This window comes from Streptomyces sioyaensis (genome assembly GCF_004122735.1).
GTDB lineage: Bacteria > Actinomycetota > Actinomycetes > Streptomycetales > Streptomycetaceae > Streptomyces > Streptomyces sioyaensis.
Genome location: NZ_SDIF01000191.1, coordinates 1 through 8,293, shown reverse-complemented (window position 1 = coordinate 8,293; position 8,293 = coordinate 1). Strand labels below are relative to the sequence as shown.

The 8,293-nt window shown below is 72.0% G+C and carries 7 protein-coding genes; 1 reads left to right on the top strand and 6 read right to left on the bottom strand.

Features of this window, described 5'->3' with window-relative positions; translation table 11 throughout:
- Window positions 1-52: 52 nt before the first annotated feature.
- The 6 genes from EST54_RS32120 to EST54_RS32095 form a co-directional block, all read right to left on the bottom strand.
- Window positions 53-733 (bottom strand): response regulator, encoded by a 681-nt coding sequence (locus EST54_RS32120; RefSeq protein ID WP_129251212.1) that lies wholly within the window; start codon window positions 731-733, stop codon window positions 53-55.
- Window positions 730-2,133: a sensor histidine kinase gene (locus EST54_RS32115; RefSeq protein ID WP_129251211.1), complete on the bottom strand. Its 1,404-nt coding sequence runs from the start codon at window positions 2,131-2,133 to the stop codon at window positions 730-732. Before EST54_RS32115 ends, EST54_RS32120 begins: the two co-directional genes overlap by 4 nt.
- A gap of 151 nt (window positions 2,134-2,284) precedes the next feature.
- Window positions 2,285-3,043: a DsbA family protein gene (locus EST54_RS32110; RefSeq protein WP_239013765.1), complete on the bottom strand. Its 759-nt coding sequence runs from the start codon at window positions 3,041-3,043 to the stop codon at window positions 2,285-2,287.
- 257 nt (window positions 3,044-3,300) lie between these two features.
- Window positions 3,301-4,182, bottom strand: a complete 882-nt coding sequence (locus EST54_RS32105) for a DUF4429 domain-containing protein (RefSeq protein ID WP_129251210.1) — start codon at window positions 4,180-4,182, stop codon at window positions 3,301-3,303.
- 207 nt (window positions 4,183-4,389) lie between these two features.
- Complete coding sequence (locus EST54_RS32100) at window positions 4,390-5,601, bottom strand: alpha/beta hydrolase (protein WP_129251209.1); 1,212 nt, start codon at window positions 5,599-5,601, stop codon at window positions 4,390-4,392.
- A 218-nt stretch (window positions 5,602-5,819) separates the two neighbouring features.
- On the bottom strand, window positions 5,820-6,500 hold the full coding sequence (locus EST54_RS32095; protein ID WP_129251208.1) for a TetR/AcrR family transcriptional regulator: 681 nt from the start codon (window positions 6,498-6,500) through the stop codon (window positions 5,820-5,822).
- Window positions 6,501-6,615: 115 nt separating this feature from the next.
- On the opposite strand from EST54_RS32095, the gene EST54_RS32090 reads away from it, so the two are divergent.
- Complete coding sequence (locus tag EST54_RS32090; protein WP_129251207.1) at window positions 6,616-8,217, top strand: MFS transporter; 1,602 nt, start codon at window positions 6,616-6,618, stop codon at window positions 8,215-8,217.
- Window positions 8,218-8,293: the final 76 nt, after the last annotated feature.

Below are 8,293 nucleotides of genomic sequence, written 5' to 3'. Positions count from 1 at the left end.
ACCGCGCACAGGCCGTGATCTTCGCGTACGAGTCGGGGCTGGTCGCCCCCGGCTACCGCTCCCCGGGCGCGACCAGCCCCGACTCGTACGCGAAGATCACGGCCTGTGCGCGGTCGCGCAGCGCCAACTTGGCGAGCACCCGGCCGATATGGGTCTTCACGGTCTGCTCCGCGAGGATCAGCGCCTCGGCGATCTCCTGGTTCGACAGCCCGCGGGCGATCAGCTCCAGGACCTCCGTCTCGCGCGGGGTCAGACCGTTCAGCCGCAGCGCGGCGCGGTCCGTACGGGGCGCCGGTCGCTGCCGGGCGAAATCGGCGATCAGCCGCCGGGTCACGGACGGCGCGAGCAGCGCCTCACCGGCCGCCACCACCCGGACCGCGGAGATCAGATCGGCCGGCGGCGCGTCCTTGAGCAGGAACCCGGACGCACCCGCGCGCAGCGCCTCGTAGACGTAGTCGTCGACATCGAAGGTGGTCAGCATCAGCACCTTCGGCCGGTGGACGACCCCGACCGGCGGATCGAGCAGCTGACGGGCCGCCTCCAGCCCGTCCATCTCCGGCATCCGGACGTCCATCAGCACGACGTCGGGGTGCGCCCGGCGGCTCAGCGCCACGCCCTGCACCCCGTCCGGCGCGTCACCCACCACATCGATGTCGCTCTGCGCAGCGAGCAGCGCGGCGAAGCCCGCCCGCACCATGGCCTGGTCGTCGACGATGATCACGCGCGTGGTCACAGGGAACCGGAATCCTTCGTGGGGAGGGGCGACGCCGGGGCAGCCGGCGGCGCGAGCGGAAGCTGGGCGGCGACCCGGAAGCCGCCGTCGGGCAGCGGCCCGGTGTCGAGCGACCCGTCCACCAGCCGCACCCGCTCCCGCATCCCGACCAGGCCGTGGCCGGTGCCGCCGGTCTCCAGGGGTGCGGACGGCGTGGCGGGCGCGGGCGGCGCGGAGTTGACGACCAGGACGGTCAGCCGGGTGCCGTCCGCCGTCGTCCGCAGCGACACCCGGGTCCGGGCGCCCGGCGCGTGCCGTACGACGTTGGCCAGCGCCTCCTGGACGATGCGGTACGCCGACAGATCCACCGCCGGTTCGAGCTCCGCGGTCTCCTCGGGCAGCGCCAACTCGACCGGCACACCGGCCCGTACGGTCCCCTCCACCAGCTTCGGCAGCATGCCGATCCCGGGCTGCGGAGCCTTCTCCGGGCCGCCCTGCCGCTCCGTCTCCTCGCTGCGCAGCACGCCGAGCAGCCGGCGCATCTCGGCCAGCGACTCGCGGGCGGTCGCCGCGATCGCCCCGAACTCGTCCTCGGCCGCCTTCGGTATCCCGCTGATGCGGTACGGGGCGCTGTCGGCCTGGACCGTGATCACCGACATGTGGTGGGCGACGACATCGTGCAGCTCACGGGCGATCCGGGTGCGTTCCTCCAGCAGGGTCCGACGGGCGCGCTCGGCCTCGCTGATGGTCTCCTGCTCGATCAACTTCCGCTGGGCGTCGCCCCGTTCGCGCAGGGTGGCGCCCATCATCAGCATCACACCGGAGAGCACGAACAGCAGCACCCAGGTGTTCTGGACGTGCGCGGGCGCGACGACCGAGGAGAGGATGCCCGCCGCACCGGTCGTCAGCCAGACGGCGATCAGTGTGCGACGGCGCTCGCGCAGCGACAGCGCCAGCATCAGCGCGAGATAGCCGACGATCACCGGGGGCGGCCACGGCCAGGCGCGGCCCGCGACGCCGTCGAGCCCGGTGAGCGCCACGGCGCAGACCACGTCCGCCGCGAAGATCACCCACCAGGCCTGCAGCGGCCGGGCGACCGCGAGCAGCAGGGACGCGCTCTGTGCGGTGGCCAGCGCGCCGGCCAGTCCGCCGGCCATGCCGTAGTCGTTGGCGAGGACGGTGACGGTCGTGGGCAGCAGCGACACCGCGAACCCGAAGGCGAGGAGATACGGCAGCCGGCGCAGCCAGGGGTTCTGGACCGCGGCGAACAGCGGGGTGCCGGGCTCGGTCGGGGTGCCCAGCTCGACGGCGAGCAGGCGCAGCGCCTGCCGTACGGCGCGCAGCGCCCGGCCCCGGAACGGCTCGGGCGCGGGGCCGTCGGCGGACTCGGGTGCGGAAGAAGGGGGAGGGGGTCCGGTCATGACGCCCTCAATCCAAGCGGACCGCGACGGCCGCGGCCTCCTCCCTGGGGCCGGACTTGGGCAGTACCCAGGGAGGAGTTCGAGCGCCGGAAGGCGGCCGTCCGCGCGGTGGGCGGGAGCGTGCCGACGCGGCCTGGCGGCGCTCTGTCGGTCAAGGCGTCGCCGCAGTGGCGACCCGCTGTGCTTCGTCGCTCACCAGGGAGGTCAGCTTGGCGGGCGTCAGTTGGGCGGGAGGGACGGGAAGGGGGCGGCCGTTGATCTGGACGACGGGTGCCTCGCCCAGGCCCGCGGCGGCGAACTCGGACTGTGACTGCGCCACCCAGCCGTTTCGCTGGCCGCGGTCGACACACAGGGTGAACGCGTCGTGATTGATCTTCCCGGCCTTCTTCGCCAGGCCCGTCAGGAGATTCCGGTCCTTGAGCGCGTCGTTGGCGGGAGCCGGCTGATGCTGCCACACCTGGTCCATGAACTGGGCGAATCGCCCCTGGTCCTCGGCACAGGCGGCCGCCGCGGCCGCTTCCTTCGCACCGCTCCCGCCGTACTGCTTGTCGCTCTGTGTGACGAGGCGGTAGTTGATCTGGAGCTGGCCGGACGCGAGGAGGTGGGAGAACGTGGCCGCGTACTGCTGGGCGAACGCACGGGACTGCGGGCTGCGCGGGTCCTCGTACACGGTGAGCGTCACCGGGACGGTCGGTCGCACCGGCAGATCAAGCTTCGTGCCGCCGCCTGACCCCACCGCGTACTTCGGCGCCTCCACCGCGGATGCCTCGCCGGCGCGTACGACTTGGCCGACCGCCGCGGCCACCCCGCAGACCACCGCGAGGCCCACGGCGGTGACCCCGTAAAGGCGCCAGTTCCTCCGTGGCGCGCCGGGGCCCTTCCGCGTCGCCTTGCCTTCTTGTCCGTCCATCCCCGCAGAGGCCAAAACGTGGACCCTTTCCTCAGGTCGATCGACGTGCTCGGCTGGAGGGCGCCGTTCGCACCGCCGGGGTCGTGAGCAGCAGCCATCGCGCCGATGGGTCACTGCTTCGGCATCTTTTCCACTGTGCCAGGAGCAGCTCTCGCGCCGGCCCGGAAGGGCGCGCGGAGGTGCAACGGACCCGACGGAGCGAGGCACATGCAGCCCTGCGACCTGCCTCACCTGTCCACACCCCCGCGGTGGAACAGCTAGAGCTCCGCCAGCAGCTCGGCCTTCTTCGTGCTGAACTCGTCGTCGGTCAGCAGGCCGGCGCCGTGCAGTTCGCCGAGGTGCCGGATGCGGTCCGCGATGTCGGCCGGGTCCCGGCGCGCGTCCCCGGTCCGGCGGCGCACCGGTTCGCCGTCCGGCGTCTCCTGCGCCGGATCGGCGGCACGGACGGCCTGCAGCACCGCGGCCGCGAACGGCAGCGACTCGTGTACGGGGCCGTATCCCAGCCCGAACACCACGGCGGCCGGATCCTGGTCCGCCTCGTCGGCCCCGTCGTCGCGGGCGCCGCGCGCCAGGAGCCGCAGATAGCCGTTGAGGATCTCCGGTGACCGCCACTCGATCCCGGCCAACTCGCCGACGGGGAAGGTCTGGTCGCCGCATTTCCACTTCGCCGAGGACGCACCGGTCCAGAACCAGCGGAAGGCGACCGCCCGCCCGTCGAAGGAGGCCTTGCCGTCGTACGCCTTGAAGTGCAGCGGGGGCTCCGGCGCGGCCACCAGATGGCGGTCGGCGGGCTCCTTCGCGTCGGGGCCGAGCACCGTGCGCAGCTCGTCGGCGTAATACTCGGCCAAGGTCTGGCGCTCGGCCGGCAGCACCAGCCGATACGGATCGCAGTCGTCCTTGAGCTGCCCGTTCGCCGCCTCCATCAGCGGATCGGCGCCGTGCCGCGGCACGGCGTGCAGCACTACTGTGCCGCGTCTGCCCTCGGTCACCTCGACAGCGCTCAGCGCCTCGTACGGAATGCGTCGCTCGCCGAGCGCCTGGAACAGCTTCGGCCTGCGGATCCCCCGTTCGAAGCGGATGAGTACGGAGTCGGTGTCGAACTCCCAGACGGCGTGAAAACCGGCCAGCACATCACCCATGTGGCTCATCGTATGCGGGCGGTTGCCCGCCCGTCCCCCTTCCGGGCACCTCAAGGGGGCCCGCCGAAGCTACGCGCGTCACTCCGGCCACCCGCTCCTTCCCTGCCTCATGGACGTCACCCGTGCCGGGCGCGGTTCCCGCAGGTACGGCCCGTCCCCGGGCGCCGGGCCGTACCTGCGGCCGCTGGTCGTTCGGCGGTGCGGCCCTCAGACCGTGGCACCGCACTGCGGGTCGGCGGAGGCGCAGTCGACGGTGCCGGTGTCACCGACGCCGACCAGCGCGAAGTTCTTCAGGCTGCGGGTGCCGGGCTCGAAGTAGCCGGCGTGCCCGACGGCGCCATCGGCCGACAGGATCCGCGCGCCGAAGGACGGATCGACCGGGTCCGCGCCGTGGCCGAGCCCGCCGACCTCCAGATTCGGCACGTCCTGGATCCAGTCGTCGGAGTCCCGCATCGCCCAGACCCGGGCGCGGGTGCCCAGCCCGGCGAGGCTCTGGGCCCGCATGCCCGGACTGCCGGCCACCGCGATGTCCTTGACGTTCGACGGCAGGGTGCGGGCCGCGACGCCGCACACCACGGAGCCGTAGCTGTGGCAGAACAGCGAGACCGAGTCGGACGACGGCAGCGCGTCCACCAGGGCGCGCAGCCGCACCGCGCCGGCCCCGGCCAGCTGCCCGGTGGCGGCCTCGACCCCGACGCCCGACGGCGAGGTGTAGTCGGCCCAGGCGATCACGGCCGTACGGGCGCTCGGGCGGGCCTCCCGCTCGGCGCCGTAGAGGGCGCGGCCCATGCCGACGGGGGCCGTGGTGGCCCGTGCGGTGCGCTCGAAGGTCGACAGGTTGGTGTCCACACCGGGCACCACGACCGAGACCCGGTCCGCCTTCGTGAGGTTCCCGAAGACCTCGGCGGCCCGTCCGCCGTCGGCCGGGTCGAAGGCCAGGATCTGCCGGCCGGGGCTCATCAGCGATTCGAGCCGGTGCATGAGTTGGCCGGCCGTCTGGCGGCCGACGGGGGTGAGCCGGGGGTCGCTCATCCGGCGTTTCTCGACGCGGCGGGCGTCGTCGATGGCCTTGCGGTTGGCGTCGTAGCGCAGCTGCGCGGGGGCGCCGCCCATATTGCCGACGACCAGCGGATAGCGGGTGGCGAGCTGCTGCTTCTCGGCGCGGCTGAGGGGCGCGAAGAAGGCCCGGACCGCATTCGGCGGCCCGTTGGGGTCGGGCAGCGGGCGCCCGAGGAAGGTGGCGTGCTTCCAGGCGGCCTTGGCGGTGGCCAGCGGGTTGGCGTCGTCCTTGGTACCTCTGATGGCGGTCCAGCCGGTCATCGCAAGCATCACGAACACCACCACCAGGGCGAGTGAGGCGCGCCAGGCGGTGGACTGCAGAAAACCGGAGGAGGGGCCGAGGCCCGGGAAGGAAGTCACCGCGAGCCACCCTAGGAGAAGCGGAAGCATGCCTGCGGTGGCCGTGAGTGATCTCACGTTTCACAGTGGGTATTTCGACCAAACCGGACACGAGCGGTCGGTTTCCGGTGCTCAGTCGTGCAGAGGTGGTCTCAGGGGGCCACGGGGATCGATCGCGCAGCGCCGGCCGGCCGTTACGGGGAGTGGGGATGCCGCTCCGCCCGCCGCCGGCAGCGCGCTCACCGTGACTGCGACTGCGACTGCGACCGCGTCCGCCAGTCGCCCTCGATCGCCGGCCCGATGTGATCCAGGTAGGACATGGTCAGCTCGCGGATCGACGACACACTCCAGTCCTCGCCCTCGCTCCAGACCTTGCCCGCGGCCCGCATCACCCCGCTGAACGCGGCCACCAGCACCCGCGGCCGCGGGTCGGCGTCCACGTCGAGCCGCTCGCGCCGGGCGATCAGCCGCGCCAGCTGCGCCTCCAGCTCGACGGAACGCCGCAGATGGGCGGCGACCAGCGCGGGCGTCGACTCGATCATCTGGTACGTGCGCATGTACAGCTCCACCGGGATCACCGACTCGATGGCGCTGCCGATGTCGTCCCAGGCCACCGTCACGGCGCTGCGCAGGGCGGTCAGCGGGGCCTCCGCCGCGGGCCGGGCGCTCAGTTCTTCAAGGAAGCGGGCCTCGACCATCTCCTGGACCGCGAACGTGACGTCCTCCTTGTTCGCGAAGTAGCGGAAGAAGGTCCGCTGGGAGACGTCCACCGCCTCGGCGATCTCGTCGACGGTCGTCGCCTCGTACCCCTGCTCCGTGAACAGTTCGAGCGCCGCCCGGATCAGGGCGTCGTGGGTGCGCTGCTTCTTGCGTTCCCGCAGGCCGCCTGCGGGTGCCGAGTGCGGCGTCGGGGTGGCCATCCTGCGCCGCCTTTCCCTGGTGTTCTCGCTGCTCAGATTACCTGTGAGCGAGGTGACAGTCACCGACTCATGAATTGCTTTGTCAACTGTCAGTGGCTGTCATTATCCTCGTCGTATGAGCTCTCAGACCCCGGTTGCCCACGCCGCGCCGGAACTTCCCGTACCGGAGCCCCCCAGGGGGCTGCGAGGCCATCCGTGGCTGACTCTCTTCTCCGTCGCCATCGGCGTCATGATGGTCGCCCTGGACGGCACGATCGTCGCCATCGCCAACCCGGCCATCAAGGAGGACCTCGGCGCCTCGCTCGCCGACGTGCAGTGGATCACCAACGGCTACATGCTCGCCCTGGCCGTCTCGCTGATCACGGCGGGCAAGCTCGGTGACCGCTTCGGCCACCGCCAGACCTTCCTCATCGGCATCCTCGGCTTCGCCGCCGCCTCCGGTGCCATCGGTTTCTCCCACGAGGTCGCGCTGGTCATCATCTTCCGTGTACTGCAAGGCCTGTTCGGCGCGCTGCTGATGCCGGCCGCGCTGGGACTGCTGCGCGCCACGTTCCCGGCCGAGAAGCTCAATATGGCGATCGGTATCTGGGGCATGGTCATCGGCGCCTCCACCGCCGGCGGACCGATAGTCGGCGGACTGCTGGTCGAGCACGTCAGCTGGCAGTCCGTGTTCTTCATCAACGTCCCGGTCGGCGTGCTGGCCCTGGTGCTCGGCCTGGTGATCCTCAAGGACCACCGCGCGGAGAACGCCCCCCGCTCGTTCGACGTCCCGGGCATCGTGCTGCTCTCCGGAGCGATGTTCTGCCTGATCTGGCCGCTGATCAAGGCGTCGGACTGGGGCTGGGGCGACGCCAAGACCTGGGGCTTCCTGATCGGTGCCGTGGTCCTCTTCGCCCTGTTCGCCGTCCTGGAGGCCAAGGTCCGCGAACCGCTCATCCCGCTGCGGATGTTCCGCTCGGTGCCGTTGACCGCGGGCACGGTCCTGATGGTGCTGATGGCTTTCGCCTTCATGGGCGGCCTGTTCTTCGTGACGTTCTACCTGCAGAACGTGCACGGCATGACCCCCGTGGACAGCGGACTGCACCTGCTGCCGCTCACCGGCATGATGATCGTCGGCTCGCCGCTCGCCGGTGCCCTGATCACCAAGCTCGGCCCGCGCCTGCCGCTGGTCGGCGGCATGGTCCTCACCGCCGTCGCCACATACGGCATGTCCGGCCTGGACACCGACAGCGGCACCGGCCCGATGTCCCTCTGGTTCGCGCTGCTCGGCCTGGGCCTCGCGCCCGTCATGGTCGGCGCCACCGAGGTCATCGTCGGCAACGCCCCGCTGGAGCTCTCCGGTGTTGCCGGCGGTCTCCAGCAGGCCGCGATGCAGGTCGGCGGCAGCCTCGGCACGGCCGTGCTCGGCGCGGTGATGGCCTCCCGCGTCGACCAGGATCTCCCCGACAAGTGGGCGGCGGCGGGCCTTCCGCCGGTCCCGCCCGCCAAGGCGTCCCAGCTGTCCGACGCGGTGTCGGCCGGCATCGCGCCGGTCCCCAAGGGCACGCCGCCGCAGCTGGCCGAGAAGATCACCTCCGTCGCCCACGAGACCTTCGTGTCCGGCATGGGCCTGGCCTTCACGGTCGCCTGCGGCGTGGCGGTCGTCGCGGCCCTCGTCGCCGTCTTCACCAAGCGCGGCGCGAACGCCGAGGCGGGCGCCGGGGTCGGCCACATCTGACCGGCGCCCGGGGCCGGGAGCCGTACGGTCCTGGCGCCATCGCCATCGCGAACCCGCACCACACCCCACCGGCGCG

Excerpts from the sequence above, each read along its gene's own strand:
- EST54_RS32090 (WP_129251207.1), top strand. The coding sequence starts at position 6,616 with ATGAGCTCTCAGACCCCGGTTGCCCACGCCGCGCCGGAACTTCCCGTA.
- EST54_RS32115 (WP_129251211.1), bottom strand. The coding sequence starts at position 2,133 with ATGACCGGACCCCCTCCCCCTTCTTCCGCACCCGAGTCCGCCGACGGC.
- EST54_RS32095 (WP_129251208.1), bottom strand. The coding sequence starts at position 6,500 with ATGGCCACCCCGACGCCGCACTCGGCACCCGCAGGCGGCCTGCGGGAA.
- EST54_RS32110 (WP_239013765.1), bottom strand. The coding sequence starts at position 3,043 with ATGGACGGACAAGAAGGCAAGGCGACGCGGAAGGGCCCCGGCGCGCCA.
- EST54_RS32105 (WP_129251210.1), bottom strand. The coding sequence starts at position 4,182 with ATGGGTGATGTGCTGGCCGGTTTTCACGCCGTCTGGGAGTTCGACACC.